Origin of the sequence: Rugamonas sp. DEMB1 (genome assembly GCF_029834475.1) — a bacterium.
GTDB classification, from domain to species: Bacteria; Pseudomonadota; Gammaproteobacteria; order Burkholderiales; family Burkholderiaceae_D; genus Rugamonas; species Rugamonas rubra.
The window spans coordinates 426,709-451,819 of the sequence record NZ_CP122407.1 but is presented as its reverse complement, the minus strand read 5'-3'; the positions used below and the strand labels follow the sequence as shown (position 1 = coordinate 451,819).

General features: G+C 71.5%; 20 protein-coding genes and 3 pseudogenes. 11 read left to right on the top strand and 12 right to left on the bottom strand.

Features of this window, described 5'->3' with window-relative positions:
• Positions 1–289 precede the first annotated feature (289 nt).
• The 4 genes and pseudogenes from QC826_RS02045 to QC826_RS02030 all read left to right on the top strand — a co-directional run bounded on the left by QC826_RS02045 (position 290) and on the right by QC826_RS02030 (position 6,396).
• Positions 290–1,157, top strand: a pseudogene (locus QC826_RS02045) (HDOD domain-containing protein).
• 38 nt (positions 1,158–1,195) lie between these two features.
• Positions 1,196–2,395, top strand: a complete 1,200-nt coding sequence (locus QC826_RS02040; RefSeq protein ID WP_279764186.1) for a DUF2863 family protein — start codon at positions 1,196–1,198, stop codon at positions 2,393–2,395.
• Positions 2,396–3,461: 1,066 nt separating this feature from the next.
• Positions 3,462–3,707 carry a tetratricopeptide repeat protein gene (locus QC826_RS02035; protein ID WP_279766359.1) on the top strand — a complete coding sequence of 82 codons (246 nt, stop codon included), beginning with the start codon at positions 3,462–3,464 and terminating at the stop codon, positions 3,705–3,707.
• Between the two features lie 124 nt (positions 3,708–3,831).
• Complete coding sequence (locus QC826_RS02030) at positions 3,832–6,396, top strand: BACON domain-containing protein (protein ID WP_279764185.1); 2,565 nt, start codon at positions 3,832–3,834, stop codon at positions 6,394–6,396.
• A 1-nt stretch (position 6,397) separates the two neighbouring features.
• Here QC826_RS02030 and QC826_RS02025 read toward each other — a convergent pair whose 3' ends face one another.
• Positions 6,398–6,970, bottom strand: coding sequence for a DNA-deoxyinosine glycosylase (locus tag QC826_RS02025; RefSeq protein ID WP_279764184.1), 573 nt, complete (start codon positions 6,968–6,970; stop codon positions 6,398–6,400).
• Between the two features lie 334 nt (positions 6,971–7,304).
• Here QC826_RS02025 and QC826_RS02020 point away from each other — a divergent pair, with 334 nt between their 5' ends.
• Positions 7,305–7,529, top strand: a complete 225-nt coding sequence (locus QC826_RS02020) for a helix-turn-helix domain-containing protein (protein ID WP_279764183.1) — start codon at positions 7,305–7,307, stop codon at positions 7,527–7,529.
• Positions 7,530–7,570: 41 nt separating this feature from the next.
• Complete coding sequence (locus QC826_RS02015) at positions 7,571–8,059, top strand: Clp protease N-terminal domain-containing protein (RefSeq protein ID WP_279764182.1); 489 nt, start codon at positions 7,571–7,573, stop codon at positions 8,057–8,059.
• A 143-nt stretch (positions 8,060–8,202) separates the two neighbouring features.
• Here QC826_RS02015 and QC826_RS02010 read toward each other — a convergent pair whose 3' ends face one another.
• Genes QC826_RS02010 through QC826_RS02000 form a run of 3 tightly spaced genes read right to left on the bottom strand, consistent with a single transcriptional unit; the run spans position 8,203 to position 11,245 of the window.
• Entirely contained in the window at positions 8,203–10,401 is a 2,199-nt protein-coding gene (locus tag QC826_RS02010; protein WP_279764180.1) for a xanthine dehydrogenase family protein molybdopterin-binding subunit, read from the bottom strand.
• Positions 10,398–10,877, bottom strand: coding sequence for a (2Fe-2S)-binding protein (locus QC826_RS02005; RefSeq protein WP_279766358.1), 480 nt, complete (start codon positions 10,875–10,877; stop codon positions 10,398–10,400). Before QC826_RS02005 ends, QC826_RS02010 begins: the two co-directional genes overlap by 4 nt.
• A gap of 2 nt (positions 10,878–10,879) precedes the next feature.
• Complete coding sequence (locus QC826_RS02000; RefSeq protein WP_279766649.1) at positions 10,880–11,245, bottom strand: hypothetical protein; 366 nt, start codon at positions 11,243–11,245, stop codon at positions 10,880–10,882.
• Here QC826_RS02000 and QC826_RS01995 point away from each other — a divergent pair.
• Together QC826_RS01995 and QC826_RS01990 are read left to right on the top strand one after the other, a co-directional pair.
• Positions 11,136–11,574 (top strand): annotated as a pseudogene (locus tag QC826_RS01995) (DUF962 domain-containing protein). The gene QC826_RS02000 and the pseudogene QC826_RS01995 sit on opposite strands and share 110 nt — an antisense overlap.
• Before the next feature lie 138 nt (positions 11,575–11,712).
• Positions 11,713–12,171, top strand: a complete 459-nt coding sequence (locus QC826_RS01990; protein ID WP_279764179.1) for a glycine zipper 2TM domain-containing protein — start codon at positions 11,713–11,715, stop codon at positions 12,169–12,171.
• A gap of 32 nt (positions 12,172–12,203) precedes the next feature.
• Here the strand turns inward: QC826_RS01990 and QC826_RS01985 are convergent, their stop codons facing one another.
• Positions 12,204–12,338: a hypothetical protein gene (locus tag QC826_RS01985; protein WP_279764178.1), complete on the bottom strand. Its 135-nt coding sequence runs from the start codon at positions 12,336–12,338 to the stop codon at positions 12,204–12,206.
• A gap of 217 nt (positions 12,339–12,555) precedes the next feature.
• On the opposite strand from QC826_RS01985, the gene QC826_RS01980 reads away from it, so the two are divergent.
• The 3 genes from QC826_RS01980 to QC826_RS01970 all read left to right on the top strand — a co-directional run bounded on the left by QC826_RS01980 (position 12,556) and on the right by QC826_RS01970 (position 14,701).
• On the top strand, positions 12,556–13,482 hold the full coding sequence (locus tag QC826_RS01980) for a DMT family transporter (RefSeq protein ID WP_093382209.1): 927 nt from the start codon (positions 12,556–12,558) through the stop codon (positions 13,480–13,482).
• 4 nt (positions 13,483–13,486) lie between these two features.
• Positions 13,487–13,975: a GNAT family N-acetyltransferase gene (locus tag QC826_RS01975; RefSeq protein WP_279764177.1), complete on the top strand. Its 489-nt coding sequence runs from the start codon at positions 13,487–13,489 to the stop codon at positions 13,973–13,975.
• Between the two features lie 549 nt (positions 13,976–14,524).
• Positions 14,525–14,701, top strand: a complete 177-nt coding sequence (locus QC826_RS01970; RefSeq protein WP_279764176.1) for a hypothetical protein — start codon at positions 14,525–14,527, stop codon at positions 14,699–14,701.
• A 30-nt stretch (positions 14,702–14,731) separates the two neighbouring features.
• On the opposite strand, the gene QC826_RS01965 is transcribed toward QC826_RS01970, so the two are convergent.
• The 7 genes and pseudogenes from QC826_RS01965 to hutH all read right to left on the bottom strand — a co-directional run bounded on the left by QC826_RS01965 (position 14,732) and on the right by hutH (position 25,108).
• Positions 14,732–16,453, bottom strand: coding sequence for a glycine betaine ABC transporter substrate-binding protein (locus QC826_RS01965; RefSeq protein ID WP_409567851.1), 1,722 nt, complete (start codon positions 16,451–16,453; stop codon positions 14,732–14,734).
• 220 nt (positions 16,454–16,673) lie between these two features.
• A complete protein-coding gene (locus QC826_RS01960) occupies positions 16,674–19,355 on the bottom strand; it encodes a zinc-dependent metalloprotease (protein ID WP_279764175.1) in 2,682 nt (893 codons plus the stop codon).
• Between the two features lie 93 nt (positions 19,356–19,448).
• The gene (gene hutI / locus QC826_RS01955) at positions 19,449–20,678 is read right to left on the bottom strand and encodes an imidazolonepropionase (protein ID WP_279764174.1); all 1,230 of its coding nucleotides are present in this window, start codon (positions 20,676–20,678) and stop codon (positions 19,449–19,451) included.
• 119 nt (positions 20,679–20,797) lie between these two features.
• A complete protein-coding gene (locus tag QC826_RS01950) occupies positions 20,798–21,373 on the bottom strand; it encodes a HutD family protein (protein WP_279764173.1) in 576 nt (191 codons plus the stop codon).
• Entirely contained in the window at positions 21,370–22,734 is a 1,365-nt protein-coding gene (locus QC826_RS01945; protein ID WP_279764172.1) for a formimidoylglutamate deiminase, read from the bottom strand. Before QC826_RS01945 ends, QC826_RS01950 begins: the two co-directional genes overlap by 4 nt.
• Entirely contained in the window at positions 22,731–23,519 is a 789-nt protein-coding gene (gene hutG, locus QC826_RS01940) for an N-formylglutamate deformylase (protein ID WP_279764171.1), read from the bottom strand. Before hutG ends, QC826_RS01945 begins: the two co-directional genes overlap by 4 nt.
• A 29-nt stretch (positions 23,520–23,548) precedes the next feature.
• Positions 23,549–25,108 (bottom strand): annotated as a pseudogene (gene hutH / locus QC826_RS01935) (histidine ammonia-lyase).
• Positions 25,109–25,111 lie beyond the last annotated feature (3 nt).

Below are 25,111 nucleotides of genomic sequence, written 5' to 3'. Positions count from 1 at the left end.
GCGCTGGGGTCGCGGGGGCGCAGCCCCCGGGGGCTGCCGGGGCTCGGCGCCCCCGTCGGCCCCTGAGTCCGCGCCGCCGGTTCGCGCCGCCCCCCCCCCGCCCCGAACGGTGCCGGCGCCCCCGCCGGCGCCGTTTTTGTTGCGTCCGCGCGCCAGTCGGCCGGCGCCGGCCGGCCGCAACGGCGAGAATCTCCCGCAACATCCAGCGCACTCGGCTGCCGGGTAAGTTATAGTGCTGTTTTGCCCGGGCCGCCGCGCGCGGCCGCCCATCGAGATCATCCCGGACACCATGACGACAGTAGCAGCCCCAGCTTTGCCAGTTGAAAATGCGGTGGAAGACGCCCTGCTGCGCTCGATCCGCATTCCTCCCCGGCCCAGCCTGCTGGTCGACCTGCAGCGCGAGCTGGCCCAGGCCGACCCGTCGCCGCGGCAGATCGCCCGCATCATCGGCAACGACGTCGGCATGTCCGGCGCCCTGCTCAAGCTGGCCAACTCGCCCTTCTTCGGCGCCGCGCGCAAGGCCAAGTCGGTCGAACAGGGCATCAACTTCCTCGGCATCAACCAGTGCGCCGCCCTGCTCACCGGCCTGCTGGCGCGCCAGGCGATCGAGGGCGACGAGGCCCAGCTGAACCATTTCTGGGAGGTCTCGGCGCGCCGCGCCCAGGCCCTGGTGTTCACCTCGCGCAAGCTGCGCATCGCCCCGCCCGACATCGCCCACACCTTCGGCCTGTTCTGCGACATCGGCGTGCCGCTGCTGATGAACCGCTTCCCCGACTATGTCGACACCTTCGCGGCGGCCAGCAACGATCCGCGGCGCTGCTTCACCAGCGTCGAGGACGAGCGCCACAACACCAACCACGCCGCCATCGGCTGCCTGCTGGCGCGCAACTGGGGGCTGTCGCCCGACGTCTCCTGGGCCATCCTGCTGCACCACGACTACCGCGTGCTCGACGACCCGGCCACCGACGACGCGGTGCGCTCGCTGGTGGCGCTGTCGGTGCTGGCCGAGAAGGGCATCCAGCGCTACCACAGCAACAGCGTGGCGCTGGAGTGGGACAAGGGCGGCGAGCTGGCCTGCCGCCACCTGGCCCTGTCGCCCGACGAGACCGACGAGCCTGCTCGACGAGCTGCACGAGACCTTCCACAACGAACACTGAGCGGCGGCGCCGCCCGCCCCGCCCCACCGAAAGCAAGCATGCCAAAGAATAAACGCCCGGCGCCGCGCAAGAGCGCCGACTCGCCCGAGGAAAAGAACGAACAACACGCCCACACCCTGTGCCAACTGGCGCTGGAGCTGGCCGAACGCGAGGACGGCGAGGCGCTCGACGCCCAGCTGCGCGAGCAGGAGCAGGAGTTCCACAAGCTGGTGCGCAAGCTGGTCAACCAGCACAAGGACGAGGCCCTGTACGGCGCCGTCGAGCTGGCCCGCGACGAGGACATCGGCGCCTACCAGCTGCTGCGCGAGACCATCGAGGAGGCCGCCGCCACCGTGCTGCTGCGCCGCGACGGCGCGCCGACGCTGGAGGTCAACGCCTTCGCCATCCCGCTGTTCGTGCACAGCGACGGCGGACTCGACATGGCGCGCGACTTCCAGGACGCCGACGCCTTCGAGGCGCTGGTGGCCAGCTTCACCAGCGCCGGCCTGGAGGCGCCCAAGGCCAAGGTGGTGCTGATGCGCCACGCCTACGACGCCGAGGAGTTCGACCGTATCACCTACGGCGAGCTGAACGCCATGGTGCGCGAGGCGGCCGCCACCATGAGCGAGAAGAAGCTGCTGCCGGCGCCGGCGCTCGAGCGCAGCCTGAGCGGCTGGAGCCCGAGCGCCTTCGGCCCGGCCGACCGCGCCGTCGAGCTGCGCTTCCTGCTCGGCTTCGCCCTGAAGCGGGCCGACGAGCCCTTCTACCAGGTGCCGGCCGACGAGGACGCGGCCGACGCCCACTTCGCCGCCCGCGCCCGGCGCTACCAGCAGTGGACCGCGCTGGCGGCGCCGCTGCTGCAGCGCTGCATGGGCCAGCAGCAGGCGCTCGACTTCAACTTCCTCTACCAGGACCTGTTCTTCGGCGCCAAGGAGCAGGGTCTGGCCGAGCACGCCACGCTGCGCCTGCTGGCCGCGCTCAACCAGGCGCTGCAGGCGGCCGGCGCCGCGCCGGCGCAGTGCCGCGCCGTGCTCGGCCCGGCCGGGCCGGACCAGCGCCTCGCCCTGCGCGTGCTGCTGCTGGGCGCGGACGGCGCCACGCTGGCCGACGGCGAGCTGCCGCTCGAGCTGGGCGCCGACCTGGAGGGCGCCGTCGACGACGCCGCCGACGCCCTGGCCAGCATCGGCGTCACCCAGCTGTCGCTGACGCCCGGCTTCGACGCCCAGGGCCGGCCGCAGGAGCTGCGCGCGCTGTCCTGACGACCGCCGCCGCCCCCGCCGGCGGCCGCGCAAGCACGGTTTGACAGCGCCGGGCCGACCGGGGGATACTGTTTCGACGCCGGCCCCGCCCGGCGCAGCGGAACGGCGTCCGCCCCGGCGCCGCAAGGAGGCTTGCCATGAAACTTCGTGCCGGAGTGCTCGGCGCCACGTTGTGCGCCATGTTGCTGGCCGGCTGCGCCAGCGCGCCGCCGCCGGCGCCGCCGCGCGAGCTGTTCCACGACGCCCTGTTCGGCAGCGCCGACCCGGCCATCGACGCCGAGCAGATCTTCGCGCTGACGCCGGAAATGCGGCGCTACGCCCGCGACATCGCGCAACAGCGGCGCGGCAAGGGCCTGCAGCAGGCGCTGTTCGACGCCCTCTACCAGAAGGACAAGCTCAAGCTCGAGTACGACTCGGCGCTGACCCGCGACGCCGCCCAGACCTTCGCCGCGCGCGCCGGCAACTGCCTCTCGCTGGTGGTCATGACGGCCGCGCTGGCGCGCGAGATGGGCCTGTCGGTGACCTACCAGAGCATCCCGGTGGACGAGGCGTGGAGCCGCAGCGGCCGGCTGTACATCGCCAGCGGCCACGTCAACCTGACGCTGGGCAAGCCGCGCGGCAACACCCAGATCGGCTACGACCACCAGCAATACTTCACCATCGACTTCATGCCGCCGGCCGACGGCGCCCGCCAGCAGGCCCAGCAGCTCGAGGAGCGCACCATCGTCGCCATGTTCATGAACAACCGCGCCGCCGAGTCGCTGGCGGCCGGGCGCGGCGCCGACGCCTACTGGTGGGTCCGCCGGGCGCTGGCACGGGACCCGGCCTTCCTCAACGCCTACAACACGCTGGGCGTGGTCTACCAGCACGCCGGCCGCCACGCCGAGGCCGAGCGGGCGCTGCGCCACGCCCACCGCCAGGCGCCCGACAACACCGTCTACCTGTCCAACCTGGCGCAGTCGCTGCGCCAGCTGGACCGCGCCGCCGAGGCGGCGCCGCTGGAGGCCCGCCTGGCGCAGCTGGAACCTATCCGCCCTTCCACTTCTTCAACCAGGGCCGACTGGCCATGCAACAGGGCGACTACGCCGGGGCGCGCGAACTGTTCGGCCGCGAGCTGGCGCGCTCGCCCGACTACCACGAGTTCCATTTCTGGATGGCGCTGGCCTGCTTCCAGCTGGGCCAGCTGGGCGAGGCCGACCGCCACATGCGGCTGGCCATGGAGAACAGCACGACGCGCGGCGACCACGACCTGTACACCGCCAAGCTCGACCGCATCAAGGCCTACGAGGCCAGGCCGCGCGGGCGGCCTTGACGGGCCGCCGGCGCGGACGCGGCGCGGCCGGGCGGAGCGGGTATTATTGCTATAATATTGCAATAGCGAAATTAGTTACGTGTTTTGCAAGCCCCGAACCATCGCCCCCTATAAGGAACTCGCAATGTTGAAACAATGGCCCGCCCTCCTATTGATCACATTGCTATCCGCCTGCGGCGGCGGCGGCGGCGGCGCGCCGACCCCGCCCGGCCCGGCGGCCGGCGCGGCGTTGAGCTTCAGCCCGGCCAGCGTCAGCGCCGCGCTGACGGCCGGCGTGTCGAGCACCGTCAGCGTCGCCGCCAGCGTCAACCGGCCGGCCGACTTCGACGGCAAGGTGTTCGCCTTCATCATCGACACCGGCGGCGCCATCCTGCCCGACGCCCAGCTGCAACAGCGTTCGTCCACCGACTACCTGGCCGTGCTGCACACCGCGCCCACCCTGGGCGTCGGCGGCCACAGCGGCAACTTCACCGTCAAGCTGTGCCGCGACAGCGCCTGCGCCGCCCAGTACCCCGGCTCGCCGATGCAACTGCCGTACAACTTCCAGGTGGCGGCGCCCGACCTGCCGCCGTTCTCGGCCGCCAGCGCCGTCGCGCTCAGCGCCAGCTTGGCGCTCGACGGTTTGGCGGCGGCGCCGATCGACGTCGCCATCAAGGCCGAGGGGCGCAGCTGGAGCGCCAGCAGCGACGCCGCCTGGCTCAAGCCGGCCGCCGCCAGCGGCAGCGGCAGCGCCAACCTGGCCGTCACGCTCGATCCGAGCGGCCTGGCCGAGGGCCGCCACACCGCCACCCTGACGCTGGCCGCCAGCGACGGCCAGAAGGCGCTGCTGCCGGCCGTGCTGACGGTGCTGCCGAGCGCCTTCCACGTCGACGCCAACGGGATCGTCTTCAGCGCCATCAACGGCACCTCGATCAACCCGAAAACGATCAAGTTCAGCATCGACGGCAGCGACCTGCGCTGGAGCGCCGCCACCGATGCCGCCTGGCTGCGCGCCAGCCCGAGCGCCGGCCTGGCGCCGGGCCAGACCACGCTGTCGGTCAGCAGCAACGACAACATGGCCAGCGGCAAGTACACGGCCCGCCTGGCGCTGTCGACGGCGAGCAGCTCGCGCAGCGTCCCGGTCGAGCTGAACCTGATCAAACCGACCCTCAAGCTGAACGTGGCCAGCATCGAACTGGGCGGCCCCTACGGCCGCGACTTCAGCCCCCGCTCGCTGGCGATGAACCTCAACACCGGCGCCAACGCCTTCCCGTGGAGCATGTCGCCGCTGCCGGCCTGGGCCAGCGCCAACGTCGCCACCGGCAGCGTCAACCAGGACGCCACCACGCTCACCTTCAGCGCCGTCGGCAACGGCCTGGCGCTGGGCAGCAGCAGCGTGGCGCTGAACCTGGGGGCGCGGGTCAACGGCGACTTCCTGCTCGCCCCGCTGACGCTGAGCGTCAAGCGCGACCAGCGCAAGCTGCTGCCGTCGCAGATCGGCGTGGCGCTGGCGGCCACGCCGGACTGGACGCGCCTGAGCCGCACCCTGACCGTCGCCGACAACTACGCGCTGGACGCGGGGTGGACCGCGCTGTCCGACCAGGGCTGGCTCAGCGCCGTCGCCAGCGGCAACAACCTGGTGCTGACGGCCAACCCGGCCGGCCTGGCGGCCAACTCGATCAACCTGGCCAGCGTCAAGATCGTGCCGGCCGACGCCGCCGTCGGCGCGCCGGAAACCATCACCGTGGCGCTGTGGAACGGCAACACCGCCAAGCAGGGCCACACCGTCAACCAGTTCTACAGCGACCTGCTGGCCGACCCGGTGCGGCCGCTGGTGTACGCCCACAACGGCAGCTCGGCGATCGACATCTACAACGTCTACACCGGTCTGAAGAGCGGCAGCATCAGCGTGCCCTCGACGGCGCTGGGGCAGATGGCCGTCAACGCCGGCGGCGCCAGCCTGTTCGTCTACGACATCCTCAACCGCAGCGTGCTGCAGTACAACCTGGCGACGCTGGCCAAGACGGCCAGCTTCGCCGTCGCCTCGCCGCTCAGCAGCGCCTCGCGCCTGCAGGCGATCCGCCCCAACGGCATCGAGGCGCTGCTGCTGCAGGACGGCGCGGCGGTGCTGACCTCGAACGCCTGGCTGAACGGCATCGCCCTGCCGGCGGGCGAACTGAGCGCCTCGGCCGACGGCAAGCGGCTCTACCTGCAGGACCGCGGCGCCAGCACCAACACCCTGCTGTCGTACAGCCTGGACTACTCGGCCGCCGCGCCCAACAACCTGCTGATCGCGCGGCAATACGGCGGCCCGCGCAGCGGCAACGGCAACGGCCAGGAGCCTCGCCACCAGCCCGGACGGCAGCCGCCTGTACACCGCCAGCACCACGCCGGCGCAGTGCGTGGCGCTCAACACGGCCGACCTGAGCATCGTCAACTACCTGCCCGCCCTGCAGGCCCGCCCCAACAACGTCGAGGTCGGCAGCGACGGCCGCGTCTACTGCGGCGGCGCCGCCAACGGCAGCCCCAGCGACGTCTGGCAATTCGACGCCAACGGCGCGGCGCTCAAGCAGTTCCGCCTGGCGCCGCCGGGCAAGCAGTTGCTGGCGCGCCAGATGGTGGTCTCCGGCGACGGCATGGTGCTGATCGCCCTGGTCGACGACGGCAGCGTGGTCTTCCTGCCGGTCGGGCCGTGAGCGGCGCGGCCTGAACTAGCCGGCGAGCGCCGGGCGCAAGGCGGCCCAGCGTTCCAGCTTCTCGGCATACGGGATGGTGTGGGCAGGACTGCTGGACGGCAGCTCGACTATCCGATAGCCGGCGGCCCGCCCGCCCAACACCTTCAGGCCCAGTCTGCTGGCGGTGCCGCCGTTGAACGCGATGGTCGCGATGCGCGGGAAGCGCAGCAGCAGGGCGGGCAGGTCGTTGTCGTCGCGGTCGCGGATGCGGCTGTCCAAACTGCCGGGGCGCGACGCCTCCGCCACCACATCCCACAGGCCGACGCCGTGCCGGAGCAGCGCCTGCAGGCGCGCCGCGTAGTCGAGCGGCACCAGGGCCTCGCCGACCACCTCGGACATCAGCATCCAAAAACGGTTCTGCCGGTTGCCGTAGTACTCGTTGCGCAGCAGCGACTGGTCGCCCGGCAGGCTGCCCAGGACGAGCAGGCGCGTGCGCTGGTCGAGCACCGGGTCGAAACAGCGTTTGCGCGCCGCCGGCCCGGCCGTGGCGGTGGCGGTGGCGGTGGCGGTGGCGGTGGCGGTGGCGGGGGTTGCGGTGGGTGTGGCCATGGTGTCGGGCGCGACGGGGCGCCGGCTGTTGTGCGGGGATGCGCGTCATTCTACCGCAGCGTGCAGCCCTCCCGCGCCAGCGGCAGGCGGCGCACGCGCCGGAGGAGTCGACCGGCGCCGTGGCGGGCGTGCCGCCCAGAGACTACTTGAACAGCGACTCGCCGGCGGTGTCGAAGCGCAGGCACGGCGGCATGCCCTGGGCGTCCAGGCCGGCCCGCTGGCGCATCGCGGCGGCAGCCAACCCGGCGCACGACGACACCGCTGTCGCGGCGGCCGGCCGGCATCGCCGTCAACATAGGTTGACACGGCGAGTGGCGTCAACTAATATTGACGCATGTTTGAACTCGACTCCCTCCCCTCCCCCGACGACCCCGCCGAGGCGCTGGCCGCCGTGCTGGCCTTGCGCCGGGCGGCCGACAAGCTCGAACGCCTCGCCGTCGCCAGCGCCATCGCGCAGGGCTGGTCCTGGGCCGACGTGGCCGAGGTGCTGGACGTGTCCAAGCAGGCGGCGCACAAGCGCCTAGCCGCCATCCTCCCCAAACCGCCCCGCGCCGACTAGGAGTTGCCATGCTGAGCCGACTGAGACAACGTTTCCGTGACATGCGTACCATCAAGACCCTGTGCCAGGGTGCCGAACGACACGCCAACGCCGACGGCCAGAGCGAGGCCGGCGTGGAGCACTTCATCCTGGCGGCGCTGGAGCTGCCCGACGGCACGGCGCGCCAGGCCTTCGCCCGCGTCGGCGCCGACCCGGAGCGCTTCCGCGACGCCATCGCGCAGCAGTATCGCGACGCCCTGCGGGGCATCGGACTGGCCTCGCCGCAGTTGGACGCGCTGTGCCAGGCCGGCGCTGCCGTGCCGCCCAAGCCGGGGCTCTACCAGGGCAAGCCCTCGGTGCAAAGCCTGATGCGCCAGCTGGCCGATTGGCCCAGGGCCAGCGCCGCCGAGCCGCTGTTGGGCGCCCACGTCATCGCCGTGGGCGCGGCGCAACAGGGCGTGGCGCCGCGCGCGCTGCGCGCCATGGGCATCGACCTGGCGGCGCTCGACGGAGCCGCGCGCGCCGAGATCGCCGCCGTGGCCGCCGCCTAGGGCACCCTCAGGCCCGAATGCCGGTAAGTTAAGGTGCCCGGCAGGCTGCCCAGCACCAGCGGGCGCGTGCGCTGGTCGACGACCGGGTCGAAGCGGCGTTTGCGCGCCGGGGCGCCGGTTGTCGTGCGGGGATGCGCGTCATTCTACCGCAGCGTGTAGCCCTCCCGCGCCAGCGGCAGGCTGCGCACGCGCCGGCCGGTGGCGGCGAACAGGGCGTTCACCAGCGCCGGCGCCAGCGGCCCCACCGCCTCCTCGCCGACACCGCCGGCCTGCTCGCCGCTTTCCAGTATCGCCACCTCGACCGGGGGCATGTCGGCCAGGCCGATCAACGGGTAGTCGTGGAAGTTGGACTGCCGCACGGCGCCGCCGTCCAACGTGATCTCGCCGTGGAAGGCGGCCGACAGCGCGAAGGCGATGCCGCCCTCGACCTGGGCGCGGATATTGCGCGGGTTGACCGCCAGGCCGCAATCGATCGCCGTGCTGACCTTGTGCAGCTTGACGCGCGACTGCCGGTCCACCGCCAGCTCCAGCACATGGGCGACGATGCTGCCGTTGGCCTGGTCCAGCGCCAGCCCGCGGAAGCGGCCGGCGGCGGCCGGCCGCTCCCAGCCCGACAGCGCGGCCACGGCGTCGAGCACGCGCAGGTGGCGCGGCTGGCCCGCCAGCAGGCGGCGGCGGTAGGCCAGCGGGTCGAGCCTGGCGCGCGCGGCCAGCTCGTCGATGAAACCCTCGTAGGCGAAGCAGTTCTGCGAGGCGGCCACCGAGCGCCAATAGCCCACCGGCACGCCGATGTCGACGGTGCTGACCGCCACCAGGCTGGCGGCCATCCGATACCAGGGCTTGCCCAGGGCGCCCACGGCGGAGGAGTCGACCGGCGCCGTGGCGGGCGTGCCGCCCAGAGAATACTTGAACAGCGACTCGCCGGCGGTGTCGAAGCGCAGGCACAGCGGCATGCCCTGGGCGTCCAGGCCGGCCCTCAGGCGCATCGCGGCGGCCGGCCGGTAGAAGCCGTGCGCCATGTCCTCGGCGCGGCTCCAGATCAGTTTGACCGGCCGGCCCACCGCCTTGGCGATGCGCGCCGCCTGCAGGGCGAAGTCGTGCTCGATGCGGCGGCCGAAGCCGCCGCCGGCCAGCGTGGTGTGCAGCGTGACCTGCTCCTCCGCCAAGCCCAGTTCCTTGGCGACGCGGGCGCGGGTGCTGGTCTGGCTCTGGGTCGGCAACCACAGTTCGGCGCGCCCGTCGACCACGTGGGCGGTGCCGTTCATCGGCTCCATCGTGGCGTGGTGCAGGAAGGGCACGGTGTACAAGGCCTCGGCGTGTTGCACCGCCCCGGCCAGCGCGGCCGCGTACTCGGCGTCCAGCCGTTCCGCCGTCTGGCTCTTGCGCGCGAAGGTGGCGCCGCCGGCCTGTACCGCCGCCGCCAGCGCCGCCGCGTAGTCGGCCGAGGACGCCTTGGTCGCCTGGCTGTCGTCCCACACCGGCCGCAGCGCCGCCAGGCCCTTGCTGGCGGCCCAGTAGTGCTCGGCCACCACCGCCACCGCGTCGGCCATGGCCACCACCTGGCGCACGCCGCGCACGGCCAGCGCCGGCGCCGGGTCGACCGAGGCCAGCCGGCCGCCGAAGCGCGGCGCCTGGCGGATGCTGGCGCTCAGCAGGCCCGGCAGCTGGACGTCGACGCCGTAGACCGCGCTGCCGTCGGTCTTGGCCGGCAAGTCCAGCCGGGCCACGTCGCGGCCGATGAATTTCCAGCGCTCCCTGGGCATCAGGGCCGGCTGCTCCGGCAGCGGCAGGCGGGCCGCCGCCACCGCCAGGCTGGCGTAGGACAGGCGCCGCCGCGTCGACGGGTGCAGCACGAAGCCGGCCTCGGTGTCGCACTGCTGCGGCGCGACCCGCCATTGCTGCGCGGCGGCGGCGATCAGCACCGCGCGCGCCTGCGCGCCGGCCTTGCGCAAGGGCGCCAGTTGGCCGGCCACGCCGCCGCTGCCGTAGGTGGCCTGCTCCTCCCAGCGCGGATTCTGGTGCGCCACGTCCAGCGGCGCCATCTCCAGGCCGACGCTGCGCCAATCCAGGTCCAGCTCGTTGGCGAGGATCTGCGCCAGCGCGGTCCCGGTGCCCTGGCCGATCTCGCTGGTGTTGGAGAGGATGCTGACGGCGCCGTCGGCGGCGATGCGCAACCATGCGCCCAACGGCGCCGGGGCGGCGCCGGCCAGCGCCGCCAGCGCGGCGGGCGGGCCGCCCAGCGCGATCATCAAGCCGCCCAGCGCGCCCGATTGCAGCACGCGGCGGCGGCCCGGATTGTCCGGCGCGGCGGCGGCGGCGGCGGTGGCAGGCGAGGGTCTCATGCGGCGCTCCCCGGTTCCATGCCGGCGGCGCGCTTGATCGCGCGCCTGACGCGGTTGTAGGTGCCGCAGCGGCACAGGTTGCTCATGGCCTGGTCGATGTCGGCGTCGCTGGGCTTGGGCTTGGCGGCCAGCAAGGCGGCGGCGGCCATCAGCATGCCCGACTGGCAGTAGCCGCACTGCGGCACCTGCTCCTCTATCCAGGCCTGCTGCAGGGCGTGTGCCTGCGGCGCGCCGCGCGCGTTGCCGCCGAGCGCTTCGATGGTCCGGACCTTGCTCTTGCCGATGGCGCTGACGGGCACGACGCAACTGCGCGCCACCTTGCCGTCCAGATGCACGGTGCAGGCGCCGCACAGGCCGGCGCCGCAGCCGAACTTGGTGCCGGTCAGGCCGAACTGCTCGCGCAGCGCCCACAGCAAGGGCGTGTCGCCGTCCATCTCGGCCGCAAGCCGGCGCCCGTTCACGTTGATTACCGTCATTGTCATCTGTCCCACCCTATCCAGTCGCCGCGCAAAAGTGGCCGAGAAGCCGCCACATCCCATGTCGAAAAGACTAACATGCGGATCGGCTGCGGCGTCCTGCCCGCGCCTGCCTGCGCGCCGGTTTCGTCACATAGTTCGTCACATAGATTGCTGCGGGATTGAACGGCTCCGTCGCCGCCGCCCGCGCCGAAATTCCGGTGTAGAATCGGCAAGCCGCGTCCGCCCACGTCCACCATCCCGCCGGAGACCACCGCCATGTCCGCCCCCCGCACCATCGACACCCTGCTGGCCAAGTACCGCGAAAGCCACCTGAACCCGACCAACGAGATCATCCATTTCGTCTGCGTGCCGGTGATCGTGTTCACCCTGCTGGGGTTGCTGTGGAGCGTGCACGCGCTGCTGGCGCTGGCCGTGGTGCTGGCCGCGCTGGCCTATTACGCGCGCCTGTCGCGACCGTTCGCGCTGGGCATGCTGCTGATGTCGGCGCTGATGCTGGGCCTGCTGGCGGCGCTGCCGCCGGCCGCCGTGCTGCCGCTGTCGCTGAGCATCTTCGTGCTGGCCTGGATCGGCCAGTTCATCGGCCACAAGATCGAAGGCAAGAAGCCGTCCTTCCTCGAGGAGCCTGCGCTTTTTGCTGATCGGCCCGCTGTTCGTGCTCAGCTTCCTGTACCGCCGCCTGCGCCTGGCCTACTGAGCCTGTGGCGCGGTAACAGATGCTTACCACTTTGCGGTTTTGCTAAATCGAAATTACTTTATGCTGGGAATAGTCGCCGCTGGCAAGCCATGCACAGCGGGGCCAACCGCCCTTCCCCCTCAACTTTTGGAGTCCCGCATGAAACCCCTGCTCAGCCTCACCCTCATCGCCGCCTTCGCCGCCACCCTGAGCGGCTGCGTCGTCGCGCCCAATTCCGGCAGCGTCTACTCGGCGCGCCAGGCGCAGAACGAACAAACCGTGCGCATGGCCACGGTCGAATCGGTGCGCGAGGTGACCATCGACAAGGGCAACTCCGGCACCGGCACGCTGAGCGGCGCCGCGCTGGGCGGCCTGGCCGGCGCGGCGGTGGGCGGCGGGCGGGGTTCGATCGCCACCGGCATCGTCGGCGCGGTGGCCGGCGGGATGATCGGCAACAAGGTCGAATCGGACATCAGCAAGGGCAAGGGCGTCGAGATCACCGTGCGCCTCGACAACGGCGACCTGCGCGCCATCGTGCAGGACGCCGACGAACCCTTCCGCGCCGGCGAGCGGGTGCGCCTGCTGTCCGACGGCCGCAAGACCCGCGTCACCCACTAGGCCCCGGCATTGGGCCGCCGCCGCGCGCCGGCTCAATTGTGCACGGCGATCGGAAAGGCCGGCTGCAGCGACGCCGCCGCTCCGTCGGCCAGCAACACCACCAGCGCCGTGCTCATGACCACATGGGCCAACAAGGTGGCGACCCGGATATGTAGTTGGATAGACATCGTACTTGCTCCACGTTTAGATTCATTAGTTTTCCCATAATACTTATTATTCAAATAATTTCCCGGCGATCGCCCGCGCCCCTGCGCGGCGTCAATGGCGGGTGTTGCGCGCACGCCAATACGGATGTCTGCGGGAAACTTCCACGGCGAGCGCCGGGCTAGCGCCGCGAAAGTCGGCGATCTCCCGCGATCTCGCGTATTCCCGTATACTTGCGCGATGTCATCTCCCCTCCTCTTCCTCACCGCCTGCCTGATCTGGGGCTCGACCTTTTTCGCCATCACCTTGCAACTGGGCGAGGTCGCGCCCGCCGTCTCGGTGGCCTACCGCTTCGGCCTGGCCGCCGCCGTGTTGTTCGCCTGGTGCCGCCTGCGCGGCGACCGCCTGTTGCTGCCCTGGCGCGTGCAGCGCTGGCTGCTGCTGCAGGGCGGCGCCACCTTCGCGCTCAGCTATATCTGCACCTACAGCTCCGAGCAATACCTGGTCTCCGGCATGGTCGGCGTGCTGTTCGCGCTGATGGTGTTCTGGAACCCGATCTGCAGCCGGCTGGCCTTCGGCACCGCGCTGACCTGGCGCACCTGGTGCGCCGCCGCGCTGGCGATGTGCGGCGTGGTGCTGCTGTTCCTGCGCGCGCTCGAGTCGGCCTGGCGCGAGCTGGGCAACGGCGGCGGCCACTTCCTGCTGGGACTGGGTCTGGCGTTGCTGGCCACCTTCGCCAGCTCGGTCGGCAACGTGCTGGTGGTCAAGGTGCGCGAGCAATCGGCCAACGTGCTGCTGACCATGGCCTGGGCCATGCTGTGGGGCGCGCTGATGGTGGCCGCCTGGGCGCTGCTGACGGGCCAGCCCTTCGTGCTGCCGAACTCGGCGCGCTACTGGGGCGGCCTGCTGTATCTGGCCGTGTTCGGCTCGGTGATCGCCTTCGCCGCCTATTTCACCTTAATCCACCGCATCGGCGCGCACAAGGCCGTCTACATCGTCGTCGTCACGCCGGTGATCTCGGTGCTGCTGTCGATGCGCCTGGAACACTACCGGCCCGGTCTGGTCGAGCTGGCCGGCATGGTATTGTGCCTGTCCAGCGTGGCCTGGGCCTTGCGGCCCGACCCTCCGACGGCGGCCGCCGAACTCAACCTTGAAAGCGCAGCGTAGACCCATGACAGCATCGCAACTGACTATCCGCCCGGCCCAGCCGGACGACGTGGCCGCCATCTTCGGCATGATCCACGAACTGGCCGTGTTCGAAAAACTCGAGCACATGATGGAGGGCAACGAGGCGATGTTGCGCGACAGCCTGTTCGGCGCCCATCCGGCCTGCGAGGCCCTGGTCGGCGAGGCCGACGGCGCGGTGCGCGTCTTCGCCCTGTTTTTCCACAACTACTCCACCTTCCTGTGCCGCAAGGGCTTGTATCTGGAGGATCTGTACGTGAAGCAGGACAGCCGGGGCAAGGGCTACGGCAAGCAGATGCTGGCCGCGCTGGCGCAACTGGCCTTGCAGCGCGACTGCGGCCGCTTCGAATGGTCGGTGCTGGATTGGAACGCCAACGCCATCAGCTTCTACCAGGGCGTGGGCGCCGAACTGTTGCCGGACTGGCGCATCTGCCGCGTCACCGGCGACGCGCTGGCACAGCTGTCGCGCGCCTGAGGCGACGCTTAGGCACGAGCTGCGGACAAAAAAAACCCCACGGGCGCCGGGCGCCTCGTGGGTGTAAGCCCTTGTCAGTGGGAGGGGAGATGAATCAACGGCCCCACTATAGCGCCGCCGTCGCCGAAATACCCGCCCCCTTACATTTCCTTACGCCCGCTGACAGCTGCTTACATTCGGGCGCAAGGCGCGCGCTAGTGGCGCCGCGCCACCAGGCCGCCATGCATGCCGACCCGCTCCGGCGGACCGGCGCACTCCGCCGCGCGCCGCGCGCGCCGCCGCCATCCCCATGCCGCCAAGACGGCCCCCGATAGTAGTGCGATTGCCAGCATGCGATTACCCTCCTTTGCAAAGCGCCGTCGGCGCGGACCAAAAGAACAGGATGACATCTGGCGCGGCGGGCGCTTTGCGCTGGCACAAAGGTGCGGCGCGCCACTCCGACGATGAATCCCGGCAACTCCGCGTTCGGAACGTCCATTGATTCAGCGCAAAATGAAGCACCGGCGCCCTCGCAGAATGGACGAAGCCAAAACGTCCGGGAGAGCCATCATGGCCAAGCTGTCGCCACTTGCCACCATCGTCTACAAGGCCTATCTGCGCTCGCGGCTGGACCGCTACACGCGCGACCTGCAGGCCATCGCCGCCCAGCGCGAGAACGATTTCCACGCCGAACGCATCCTGCACCGCGAAGTCATCGAGGTGCGCACCAAGCTGCATTCGCTGTGAGCGGAGCGGGCGGGGCAGGCGGCGCGGGCGCTAGGCCCGCCCGGACGGCGCGCGGCCCAGCAGGCGCTCGGCCAGTTCGAACACGCCCTGGGTCAGCAGCGCCAGCACGGCCGCCGGAATGGCGCCGGCCAGCAACATGTCGTTGTCGTTCAGCGCCAGGCCGATGGTGATGCGCTCGCCGTAGCCGCCGGCGCCGATGAAGGCGGCGATGGTGGCGGTGCCCACGCTCATCACGGCGGCGGTCTTGACGCCGGCCAAGATCACCGGCAGCGCCAGCGGCAGCTCGATGCGCAGCAGGCGGTCGCGCGGGCGCAGGCCCAGCGCCATCGCCGCCAGGCGCAGGCCGGACGGCACCTGCAGCAGGCCGGTGCAGGTGTTGCGCACGATGGGCAGCAGCGCGTAGACGAACAGCGCGAGCAGCGCCGGCGCCGTGCCGATCATCCCCAGCAAGGGTATCAACAGGGCCAGCAGGGCCAGCGAGGGCACCGTCTGCAGCACGCCGACCAGCGCCAGCACCGCCTGGCGCAGTCGCGGCCGGTACGCCGCCAGCACGCCCAGCGGCACGCCGACGGCGCAGGCCAGCAGCACCGCCAGCGCGACCAGGGTCAGATGCTGGCGCGTCAGCGGCCACAAATCCCGATCGAACAATTTCGCCAGCAGGCCGGCGCGCGGCGCGGCGGCGCCGACCCCGGACTTAGCCACGGCAGAGCCTATGTCGGTGCCTGACCCCGACACGGTGGCGGCAGTGCCGCCGGCGCTCCCCTTCGCGGAATCGGCCACGGCAGAGCTCGTGTCGGTGCCTGACCCCGACACGGACGCGGCGGTGCCGCCTGCGGTGCCCTTCGCGGACGATGCCACAGCTGAGCCTGTGTCGGTGCCTGACCCCGACACGGGCTCGGCCGCCGGCGGCGCGCCTTGGCCGGGCCGGGCCGGCGGGTGCGCCGCCAGCCAGGCGCGGGCGATGGCGGCGAAGCTTTGGCCGTCGATCTCGGCGGCGGCGTTCATGCCGATCATGTCGGCCGCGCTGATGCGCCCCTCCAGTTGCCGCAGGGCCTGCCAGGCGGCCGGGAAGCGGGTCGCCGCGTCGAGCCGGTACAGCAGCACGGCGTCGTAGCGCGGGAAGTGCTGGCGGTCGTCGTCCAGCACGCGCAGGCCGTATTGGCGGATCTTGGCGTCGGTCGAATAGATGTCGATCACGTCGACCTGGCGCCGCGCCAGCGCCTCGTAGGCGATGCCGTGGTCGAGGCCGGACGGGTGCTGGTGCAGGCCGTAGCGCCGCACCAGGCCGGGCCAGCCGTCGGCGCGGCCGATGAACTCGTGCGACAGGCCGAAGCGCAGCGTCGGCCGCGCCGCCAGTTCGCTCAGCGTGCGCACGTCGGCGTCGGCGCGCATGGCCAGCGCGTAGCTGTTGTTGAAGCCCAGCGGCACCGCCACGCCCAGGCCGAACGGCGCCAGCTCGCGGCGGATCTGCTCGAGCGGGGTGGCGTCCTTGTGCTTGAGGATCTCCAGGTCGATGGTGCCGAGGTATTCGGGGTAGACGTCGATTTTGCCGGCGCGCAGGGCCGCCAGCACGATGGCGGTGTTGCCCAGTCCGGGCAGATGCTCGCTGCGCGCGTGGGGCGCCGCCGTCTGCGTCAACAGCTCGCCGAGGATGTAGGACTCGGTGAAGCGCTTGGAGCCGATGTGCAGCGTGCCGGCCGGGCGCTCGGCGGCAGGCGCGGCTGCTGCGGACGCCGCCGCCGGCGCGGCCACGGCGGCATCCAACGCCAGGCAGAGCAGCGCCAGCAAGGCGGCCTGCGCCAGCCGGGCGTAGCGGCCCGGGCGGAACAACCGGGTCAAGGCCGGCGGCCGGCGCGATAAGACGGCAAAGGGAGAAACAACGGCTGTGGTGCGCACGCACTCTCCGGTTGAGGTGAACAATCCGTCAGCTTACCACCGTCGACATCGCCGCGCCGACGGACGGCACCGCGCCTCAGGCGCCGGCGCGCAGCATGGCCGCCTTCAAGGCCTGGCCCAGCGTCTCGATGCTCTCCGACAGGTGGGCGCGGGTCTCGCGGCTGCCGGCACGGGCCAGCGCGGCGCGCAGCTCGCGCTGCAGCTCGATGGCGTTCTCGCGCTGCAGGCTGCGGGCGTCGGCCGGCGTCTCCAGCGAGGGCCGCAGCAGGATCGCCGTCAGCCGCTTCAAATGCTCGCGCTGCAGGTTGCGGCGCATGGTGGAGATCTCCTTGCCGCCCTTCAGCTCGCTCCACACCGCCGCCTGCACCGAGGCGTACAGTTCGCCCAGGCTCAGGCCCTGCGCCGCGTCGGCCAGCTTCTCCTGCGAGTCGAGCAGACGGGCCGCCACCTGGTCCGACAGCAGCTGGTCGAGCACCGCTTTTTGCAGCGTCAGCACGCGCGCGCCGACCGACACGTCGGGCCGGCCGCGGCCCTCGAACTGGTCGGCGCCCAGGCGGCTGACCAGGGCCGGCGCGAACTTGAAGCTGTCGGCCTTGAACAGGCTGTTGGTCAGCATGGCCAGCGCGGCGCGCTGGCGCGGCAGCGGCACCGGCGTGAAGGTGGCGCGGCCGGTGCCGGCGTGGTCGCGCAGGTAGGTCACGCCGCCGACGTACTTGACCACCACCGGCATGGTGCGCGAGAACTGGGCGAAGCCGAAGTCGAAGCTGCGCCGCAGCGCGGCGTAGCTCTCGCCCGGCTTGGGCTGGCGCGCCTGCACGCGGTCCCACAGCTCGCGCGACATGCTCAGCCGCTTCTGGTAGTAGGCCAGCGGATCGCTGCCCAGGTCGAACACGTTGACGTCGGGGTCGGAGTTGTAGCCGCCCGACTCCTGGTCGGTGCCGTAGGCCAGCTGCGGCTCGTTGGAGCGGCCGGCGATGCGCGCCAGCTCGTCCTTCTCCTGCGCCGGCTCGATCGGTTTGTAGGCGTACTCGATGGCCCAGTAGTCGTAGGGGCCGAGCGCCGAGCTGACGTACTCGCCCTGCGGCTCGCCCTTGAGCGCCAGGTTGAACGGCGTGTAGTCCATCACCGAACCGCTCAGGCCGTGCACCTTGGTGAAGGCCGGGTCCTGCAACTGCTGCATGCTGTAGATGGTCGACGAGCGGAAGTTGTGGCGCAGGCCCAGCGTGTGGCCGACCTCGTGCATGATCACCGAGCGCACGTAGGCCTGCGCCACCGCCTCGGCCTGCGGGCCGTCCATCGCCATCTCGCCGCGCGCCTCCAGCAGGCCCATGGCGAAGCCCAGCTCCTGCTCGGACTCCTGCAGGTAGGCGCACTGCGCCTCGCGCCGGCCGCCGGGCGGGGCCGCCGGCATCGGCGCCGACAGCGCCGGGCCGTCCTCGGCCACCATGCGGCGCACGCGGCGGGCGAAGACGTCGGACATGGCGATGTCGGCGTCGAGGATCTCGCCGCTGCGCGGGTCGACCTGGTGCGGCCCGATGGCGTAGCCGACGTCGCTGCCGACATACCAGCGGATCGAGGCGTGGCGCGCGTCCATGGTGTCGAAGCGGTCCTGCTCGCCCTGCTGGCGCACCTCGACGGCGTTCTTGAAGCCGATCCGCTCGAAGGCGGCGTTCCAGGCCAGCACGCCGTCGCGCACGGCGGCGCGGTACTTCTCGGGGATGTTCTTGTCGAGCCAGTAGACGATCGGCTGCTTGGGTTCGGACAGCGCCAGCGCCGGCTCGCGCTTCTCCAGCCGCCAGCGGTCGACCACGTGCGTGGCCAGGGTCGGCTTGACGTCGTCGGAGAAGTCGTGGCTGGTGCTGACGAAGTGGCCGACGCGGTCGTCGGCCGGACGCGGGTGCATGGGCTCGGCCGGCAGCGGCATGAAGCTGTAGTAGAAGCCGAGGAACATGCTGCGCGGGTCGGGCAAGGTGGTCGGCGCGCCGGGCATGGCCAGCGCCGCCGGTCCCAGCGGCAGCACCGGCAGCTTGGGCACCGCGTAGTGGGCGTTGACGCTCAGGCCGGTCATCGCCTCGTCGGCGCGGATGCTGACGAAGCTGCTGTTGCGCGCGTCCGGCACGAAGGGGATGCGGTAGGCGTATTCGAGCCGGGTGGCGTAGCCGGCGATGTCGCCGAACAGCAGCGCGTTGGCCTCGACCAGCACGGCGTGGCTTTGCGGGTGGGCCGCGCTGGCCACCGGCGCGTTGGCCAGCAGGCTGTCGGAGTAGGCCTGCGCCACCGTCAGCGCCTGCGGCGTGCCGCCGCGCGCGGCGTAGTCGGTGTTCTTGGCGATCAGCTGCACCAGGTTGCCGATGCGGTGGAAGTAGACCACGTGGCTCTCGCCCATCTGGCTGCCGTAGATGCCGCGCTCGCCTATCCCGCTCGGCATGTTGAGCGACATGAACATCGGCCGGTCGAAGTGCTCGGGACGCAGCTCGAGCCATACCTTCTCGTCCTTCTGGTACAGGCCGAGGAAGCCGGGAATATGCGTGGCGCCCCGGCTCACCTCGGCGAAGGGCTTGGGCGCGCCGGCGGCGGCGACGGCGGCCGCCACGATGGCGGCCTGCTGCGCCGGCGTGGCTGGCGCCACCGGTGCCGGCGGGGTCGGCGGGGTCGGCGGGGTCGGTGTCGGTTCCTGCGCCACGGCGCAAGCGCTCAGGGTCAGCAGGACGGCGAGGTGCAGGGACAGGCGGGGGACAGACGACGGCAAGGCGGGCATGGCGATCCGGGTACGAGAGCGTTTTACAAAGAAAACAACCGTAATAATGTACCCGAACGCCCGCGCCTTGGGCGGGTTTTTCGAGGGCCGCCTCTAATTCGCCAGCTGCGGCGCGCGCGCCACGCCGCCGTTGACCACCAGCTGGCAGGGATTGAAGCCGATGGCGTAGGCCAGGTCGGCCGGGCGGGCGATGCGCCACAGCGCGAAGTCGGCCCGCTTGCCCGGCGCCAGGCTGCCGATCTCGCCCTGCAGGCCGAGCGCGCGGGCGGCGTGGACGGTGCAACCGGCCAGCGCCTCGCGCGGCGTCAGGCGCCACAGGGTGCAGACCATGTTCATCGCCAGCAGCAGCGAGCTCATCGGCGAGGTGCCGGGGTTGCAGTCGGTCGCCACCGCCATCGCCACGCCGGCCGCGCGCAGCGCCGCCACCGGCGGCGGCGTGCTGTCGCGCAGGAAGTAGTAGGCGCCCGGCAGCAGCACCGCCACCGTGCCGGCGGCGGCCATGGCGGCCACGCCGGCCTCGCTCAAATGCTCCAGGTGGTCGGCCGACAGGCCGCCGTGGCGCGCCACCAGCTCGGCGCCGCGCTGGTCGGACAGCTGCTCGGCGTGCAGCTTGACCGGCAGGCCGTGGCGCCGCGCCGCCGCGAACACGCGCTCGGCCTGGGTGTTGGAGAAGCCGATGCGTTCGCAGAAGGCGTCGACGGCGTCGACCAGGCCCTCGGCGGCCAGCGGCGCGATCATCTCGCAGACCGCGTCGACGTAGTCGTCGGCGCGGCCGGCGAACTCCGGCGGCAGCGCGTGGGCGCCGAGGAAGGTGGTGGCCACCGCCACCGGCAGCACCTGGCCGAGGCGGCGCGCCACGCGCAGCATCTTCGCCTCGGACTCCAGGGTCAGGCCGTAGCCGGACTTGACCTCGATGGTGGTCACGCCCTCGGCCAGCAGGCTGGCCACGCGCGGCAGGCTTTGCGCCAGCAGCTCCTCCTCCGAGGCGGCGCGGGTGGCGCGCACGGTGGACATGATGCCGCCGCCGGCGCGGGCGATGTCCTCGTAGCTGGCGCCGTTCAGGCGCGCCTCGAACTCGTCGCTGCGGTTGCCGGCGTGGACGATGTGCGTGTGGCAGTCGATCAGGCCGGGCGTCAGCCAGCAGCCGGCGCCGTCGTGCGTGCGCGCGGCCGTGTGCGGCGGCAGCGCCGCGCGCGCGCCCAGCCAGGCGATGCGGCCGTCCTTGACGGCGATGGCGCCGTCAAGGATTTCGCCGTAGCCGTCGGCCGTGGCCATCGTCGCCAGGTGGACATTGGTGAACAGGACGTCCCATGCTGCTGTCATAGTGCTTGCCTTGCGGTGGTGGCGGCCGTTGCTGCGGCCTGCCGTGGGTTGGTTTTGTACTGCCGCCGGAGCCAGGGTCAGACCCTCAGGGTCTGACCCTCGGGTTCGCCGGCATCACCTCAGGCGGCGACGATGTCGACGACGAACACGCTGGCCTGCGCCGCCTCCATGCGCCACTCCCGCTCGCCGCTGAGCAGCACGGCGTCGAAGCGCACCAGGGCGATGCACTCCTGCTCGCTACGCAGGGTCAGGCTCTCGCCGTCGGCCAGGAACAGCAGCGTGGTGCCGCTGCGCCGCGCCAGCGCCTGCTGGCCGCGCACCTCCTGCCGCTCCAGCTTGTGGCGGCAGCGGCCGCGCCGCGTCATCACGTTGAAGTCGGTGGTCGGGCCGCCGGCCACGGTGGCGTGCACCGCGTCCTCGCCGGCGAAGCAGACCACCGGCTCGTCGGCGCCGAGCACGACGCGCTCGCCGCCGAAGTCGAGCAGCACGCCGTCGCCGTCGACCAGCGCCAGCGTGCGGTCGATGCCGGGGAAGAGCGAGAACGGTCCGCTCTGCGCGATGGTCGCCAGGCTGACGCGCCAGTCGAAGCCGTCGAAGCCGGCGCCGGGCGGGAAGACCATGATCTCGGTGGTGCTGCCGCCGCCGTTCTTCCACGGCGCCGGACGCAGGCTGGCGTATTGGATCAATTGGGTCATCGGAACTCCCTCAGTTCGGCCAGGGTTTGCTTGAAGCGCGCGGCGATGGCCTGCTGCGCCACGTGGCGGCCGTCGCGCACCGCCCACCGGCCGCCGACCATGACGTCCTTGACCAGGTTGTCGTTGCCGCTGAAGATGAAGCTGCCGAGCACCTCGTCGAGCGCCAGCCCGAACAAATTCGGATGGGCCTCGTCGAGCACGATCAGGTCGGCCCGCTTGCCCACCGCCAGCGCGCCCAGCGGCCGGCCGGAGGCCTGCGCGCCGCCCTGCAGGGCGCCCTGCCAGAGGAAGTCGCCGACGTTGCGCTGCTCGGCCGAGACGGCGATGTTGCGGCGCAGGTGCTGCAGGCGCTGGCCGTACTCCAACCAGCGCAGTTCCTCGACGGCGCTCTGCGAGATGTGGCTGTCGCTGCCGATGCCGAAGCGGCCGCCGGCGGCGAGGAAGTCCTCCAGCGGGAACAGGCCGTCGCCCAGGTTGGCCTCGGTGGTCGGGCACAGCCCGGCCACGGCGCCGCTGGCGGCGATGTTGTCGACCTCGTCGCGCATCAGGTGGGTGGCGTGGATCAGGCACCAGCGCTCATCGACGTCGACCTGGTCGAGCAGCCACTGCACCGGCCGGCGCCCGCTCCAGTCGACCGATTGCGCCACCTCCTGCTTCTGCTCGGCGATGTGGATGTGCACCGGACGCTCGTCCGGCAGCGCCAGCAGCACCTCGTTGATCTGCGCCACCGAGGCGGCGCGCAGCGAGTGCGGCGCCACGCCGACCTCGGTCTGCTTGTCGCGCAGCGGCTCGAGCGCCTCGACGATGCGCAGCACGTCGTCCGGGCTGGTGCGGAAGCGCTGCTGCTCCGGCTTGAGCGCGCTCTCGCCGAAGCCCGAATAGCTGTACAAGACCGGCAGCATGGTGAGGCCGATGCCGGCCAGGCGCGCCGCCGCCACGACCCGCTCGGCCGTCTCGGCCGGACGCGGATACATGGCGCCGTCCGGCGCGCGCTGGACGTAGTGGAACTCGCAGACCGCCGTGTAGCCGTGGCGCAGGCACTCGGTGAACAGCTGGGCGGCGATCGCCTCGATGTGCTCCGGCGTGATGTTGCGGGCGAAACGGTACATCAGCTCGCGCCAGGTCCAGAAGCTGTCCGGGCCGTCGCCGGCCTTTTCGGTGCGCCCGCCCAGCGCCCGCTGGAAGCTGTGCGAATGCAGGTTGACCATGCCGGGCAGCGCGTACTGCGCCGTCTCCACGCCGGCCGGCTGGGCCACGCCGGCGGTCACGCCGGCCAGGTCGCCGCCGGCGTCCCATTCGAGCAGCACGTCGTGGCGCCAGCCCTCGGGCAGCAAGGCGTGGCGGGCGAACAGGCGGCTCATCGGCGCGCCCAATCGGCGGCGGCGCGCGTCATGGTCGCCAGCAGCGGCTGGACCTGCTGCGCCAGGTCGGCGCGGTAGCCGAACGGCGCGCTCTCGTCCATGTAGGTGGACTGGCACATCTCCAGCTGGATGGCGTGCACGCCCGACTTGGGCCGGCCGTAGTGGCGGGTGATGTGGCCGCCCTTGAAGCGGCCGTTGACGGCCACCGTGTAGCGCTGCTGCGCCAGCGCCGACTCGACGACGGCGGCGCGCAAGCCGTCGTCGCAGCTGCTGCCGTCGGCGGTGCCGAAGTTCAGGTCGGGCAGCTTGCCCTCGAAGAAGCGCGGCACCCGCGAGGCGATCGAATGGGCGTCCCACAGCACCACCGTGCCGTGCAGCGCCAGCAGGCGCTCCAGCTCGGCGCGCAACTGGCGGTGGTAGGGCTCCCAGTACAGCGGCAGGCGGCGCAGGGCCTCCTGCTCATCGGGCTGGTAGCCGCCGGCGTACAGCGGCTGGCGGTGGAAGGTGTCGACCGGGCACAGGCCGGTGGTGTCCTGGCCCGGGTAGAGGTTGGTGTTCTCCGGCGGCCGGTTCAGGTCGATCACATAGCGCGACCAGCGCGCCGCCAGGGTCGACGCGCCCATCTGCCCGAGGAAGCCGTACAACTGCGCCAGGTGCCAGTCGGTGTCGGCCTTGTCGGCGGCGGCCGGCGTCATGCGCGCGGCGAGCTCGTCGGGGATGTCGGTGCCGACGTGGGGCATCGACACCAACAAGGGAATACTGCCTGCTTTGAAATGGAAGTCCATCTGATCGTTCCCTGAATCCGGGCCGCTGCTTACGGGTGCAGCGGCGTGAACAAACTCTTGCACGAGGCGCTCAACTCGCCCTTCAACACCATCTGCTTGGCCGCCTCGATGTCCGGCGCGAAGAAGCGGTCGGCGTCGAAGAAGGGCACGTCCTTGCGCAGCTGGGCGTGCACATACTCCAGTTGCGGCGAGGTCTTCAGCGGACGGTGGAAGTCGATGCCCTGGGCGGCGGCCAGCAACTCGATGCCGACGATGACAGCCGTATTGTGCGCCATATCGTCGAGGCGGCGCGCCGCGAAGGTGGCCATGCTGACATGGTCCTCCTGGTTGGCCGAGGTGGGGATCGAGTCGACGCTGGCCGGGTGGGCCAGCGACTTGTTCTCCGAGGCCAGCGCGGCGGCGGTGACGTGGGCGATCATGAAGCCGGAGTTGACGCCGGGGTCGCGCACCAGGAAGGGCGGCAGGCCCGACAGGGTGGCGTCGATCAGCAGGGCGATGCGGCGCTCGGAGATGCTGCCGATTTCGGCGATGGCCAGCGCCAGCGTGTCGGCGGCGAAGGCCACCGGCTCGGCGTGGAAGTTGCCGCCCGAGACGATCTGCGCCAGGCCGCCGGCGGCGTCCGGGAAGATCAAAGGATTGTCGGTGACGGCGTTGGCCTCGATCAGCAGGGTGCGCGCGGCGTTGGCGATCAGGTCCATGCAGGCCCCATCACCTGCGGCTGGCAGCGCAGGCAGTACGGGTCCTGCACGCGCTCGTCGCCGACCAGGTGCGAGGCGCGGATGGCGCTGCCGCTGACCAGCTGGCGGTAGATGGACGCGGCGGCGATCTGGCCGGGCTGGCCGCGCACCTCGTGGACGCGGGCGTCGAACGGCGAGTCGCTGCCCTTGGCGGCATCGATCGACAGCGCGCCGGTGACCATGCCGGCCTCCAGCAGGCGCTCGGCCATGAACAGGCCGTGCAGCGCCAGCGCGGTCGACACCTGGGTGCCGTTGATCAGCGCCAGGCCCATCCTTGGCGGCCAGCACCACCGGCGCGATGCCGGCGGCCTTGAGCGCGTCGGCCGCCTGCAGCAGCTCGCCGTTGACGCGCACCTCGCCCACGCCCAGCATGGCCAGCGTCATGTGCGACAGCGGCGCCAGGTCGCCCGAGGCGCCCACCGAGCCCTTGGCCGGGATGGCCGGCATGATGCCGGCGTTGTACAGCGCGATCAGGGTGTCGACGATCAGCGGACGCACGCCGGAGAAGCCGCGCGCCAGCGAGCCGATCTTCATCAGCAGGATCAGGCGCACCACGGCGTCCGACACCAGCGCGCCGGTGCCCACCGAGTGCGACAGGATCAGGTTGCGCTGCAGTTGTTCCAGCTTCTCGTCCGGGATGCGGGTCTTGGCCAGCAGGCCGAAGCCGGTGTTGATGCCGTAGGCGGCGTCGCCCTTGGCGACGATGGCCTGCACGGCGGCGGCCGAGGCGGCGATCACCGGATAGGCCTCGGCGGCCAGGCTCAGCTTGCCGGCGCTGGTCCACACGGCGCGCAGGTCGGACAGGGTCATCTTGCCCGGCAGGAGGGTCAGGGTGTTGGTGGCTTGTGTCATTGA

Excerpts from the sequence above, each read along its gene's own strand:
- QC826_RS01985 (WP_279764178.1), bottom strand. The coding sequence starts at position 12,338 with ATGTCTATCCAACTACATATCCGGGTCGCCACCTTGTTGGCCCATGTG.
- QC826_RS01980 (WP_093382209.1), top strand. The coding sequence starts at position 12,556 with ATGTCATCTCCCCTCCTCTTCCTCACCGCCTGCCTGATCTGGGGCTCG.
- QC826_RS01950 (WP_279764173.1), bottom strand. The coding sequence starts at position 21,373 with ATGACCCAATTGATCCAATACGCCAGCCTGCGTCCGGCGCCGTGGAAG.
- QC826_RS02030 (WP_279764185.1), top strand. The coding sequence starts at position 3,832 with ATGTTGAAACAATGGCCCGCCCTCCTATTGATCACATTGCTATCCGCC.
- QC826_RS01990 (WP_279764179.1), top strand. The coding sequence starts at position 11,713 with ATGAAACCCCTGCTCAGCCTCACCCTCATCGCCGCCTTCGCCGCCACC.
- QC826_RS02005 (WP_279766358.1), bottom strand. The coding sequence starts at position 10,877 with ATGACGGTAATCAACGTGAACGGGCGCCGGCTTGCGGCCGAGATGGAC.
- QC826_RS01945 (WP_279764172.1), bottom strand. The coding sequence starts at position 22,734 with ATGAGCCGCCTGTTCGCCCGCCACGCCTTGCTGCCCGAGGGCTGGCGC.
- hutG (WP_279764171.1), bottom strand. The coding sequence starts at position 23,519 with ATGGACTTCCATTTCAAAGCAGGCAGTATTCCCTTGTTGGTGTCGATG.
- QC826_RS02035 (WP_279766359.1), top strand. The coding sequence starts at position 3,462 with ATGCAACAGGGCGACTACGCCGGGGCGCGCGAACTGTTCGGCCGCGAG.
- QC826_RS02020 (WP_279764183.1), top strand. The coding sequence starts at position 7,305 with ATGTTTGAACTCGACTCCCTCCCCTCCCCCGACGACCCCGCCGAGGCG.
- QC826_RS01970 (WP_279764176.1), top strand. The coding sequence starts at position 14,525 with ATGGCCAAGCTGTCGCCACTTGCCACCATCGTCTACAAGGCCTATCTG.
- hutI (WP_279764174.1), bottom strand. The coding sequence starts at position 20,678 with ATGACAGCAGCATGGGACGTCCTGTTCACCAATGTCCACCTGGCGACG.
- QC826_RS02040 (WP_279764186.1), top strand. The coding sequence starts at position 1,196 with ATGCCAAAGAATAAACGCCCGGCGCCGCGCAAGAGCGCCGACTCGCCC.
- QC826_RS01960 (WP_279764175.1), bottom strand. The coding sequence starts at position 19,355 with ATGCCCGCCTTGCCGTCGTCTGTCCCCCGCCTGTCCCTGCACCTCGCC.
- QC826_RS02015 (WP_279764182.1), top strand. The coding sequence starts at position 7,571 with ATGCGTACCATCAAGACCCTGTGCCAGGGTGCCGAACGACACGCCAAC.
- QC826_RS02025 (WP_279764184.1), bottom strand. The coding sequence starts at position 6,970 with ATGGCCACACCCACCGCAACCCCCGCCACCGCCACCGCCACCGCCACC.
- QC826_RS02010 (WP_279764180.1), bottom strand. The coding sequence starts at position 10,401 with ATGAGACCCTCGCCTGCCACCGCCGCCGCCGCCGCCGCGCCGGACAAT.
- QC826_RS01975 (WP_279764177.1), top strand. The coding sequence starts at position 13,487 with ATGACAGCATCGCAACTGACTATCCGCCCGGCCCAGCCGGACGACGTG.